Origin of the sequence: Vibrio sp. A8-1 (genome assembly GCF_013048685.1) — a bacterium.
Taxonomy (GTDB): Bacteria; Pseudomonadota; Gammaproteobacteria; order Enterobacterales; family Vibrionaceae; genus Vibrio; species Vibrio metschnikovii.
Map to the genome: position 1 here is coordinate 1 of NZ_VHTC01000109.1, position 712 is coordinate 712.

At 44.7% G+C, this 712-nt stretch carries 3 tRNA genes and 1 rRNA gene; all 4 read left to right on the forward strand.

Annotation, left to right across the window (positions count from 1 at the left end):
• Positions 1-88, forward strand: a 16S ribosomal RNA gene (locus FKN93_RS17455); the annotation flags it as partial.
• A 71-nt stretch (positions 89-159) separates the two neighbouring features.
• Positions 160-235: transfer RNA gene (locus FKN93_RS17460), tRNA-Glu, on the forward strand.
• A 20-nt stretch (positions 236-255) separates the two neighbouring features.
• A tRNA-Lys gene (locus tag FKN93_RS17465) sits at positions 256-331 on the forward strand.
• Positions 332-358: 27 nt separating this feature from the next.
• Positions 359-434 (forward strand) — tRNA-Val (locus FKN93_RS17470).
• Positions 435-712 lie beyond the last annotated feature (278 nt).

Consider the following 712-nt stretch of genomic DNA (forward strand, 5'->3'; position numbering starts at 1 on the left):
GAGGACGCTTGCCACTTTGTGGTTCATGACTGGGGTGAAGTCGTAACAAGGTAGCGCTAGGGGAACCTGGCGCTGGATCACCTCCTTACGTAAAGATTGTGCATTGATGAGTGTTCACACAGATTGAATTGGTTTAATTAGTAAAGAGAGTATCTTAGTGTCCCGTTCGTCTAGAGGCCTAGGACACCGCCCTTTCACGGCGGTAACAGGGGTTCGACTCCCCTACGGGATACCACTTCTTTAATGAAGAAAATTGGGTCGTTAGCTCAGTTGGTAGAGCAGTTGACTTTTAATCAATTGGTCGCAGGTTCGAATCCTGCACGACCCACCATTCCTTCCACAGGAAGTAAAACAATGTGGGCGATTAGCTCAGTTGGGAGAGCACCTGCCTTACAAGCAGGGGGTCACTGGTTCGAACCCGGTATCGCCCACCACTCTCTAAATGTTCTTGGATAACAATATCCAGCCGCGCAAGTTTACTTAGGTGGCTGAATTATTGACGCTGAGAATCGTTAGAAAGTGTGAAAAACACTTTGCTCTTTAACAATTTGGAAAGCTGACAAAGTAACTTATCTTCATTGATGGGTTACTTGTAAAGTTCTCAATCTTTATCTTTTGATAAAGACCAAAAATACACATTCAAGTGTGCTTGGTGAAAAACATCTTCGGATGCTTTTCAAAATTGAGTCCGGCAAAATCTGTCTCGCACTCA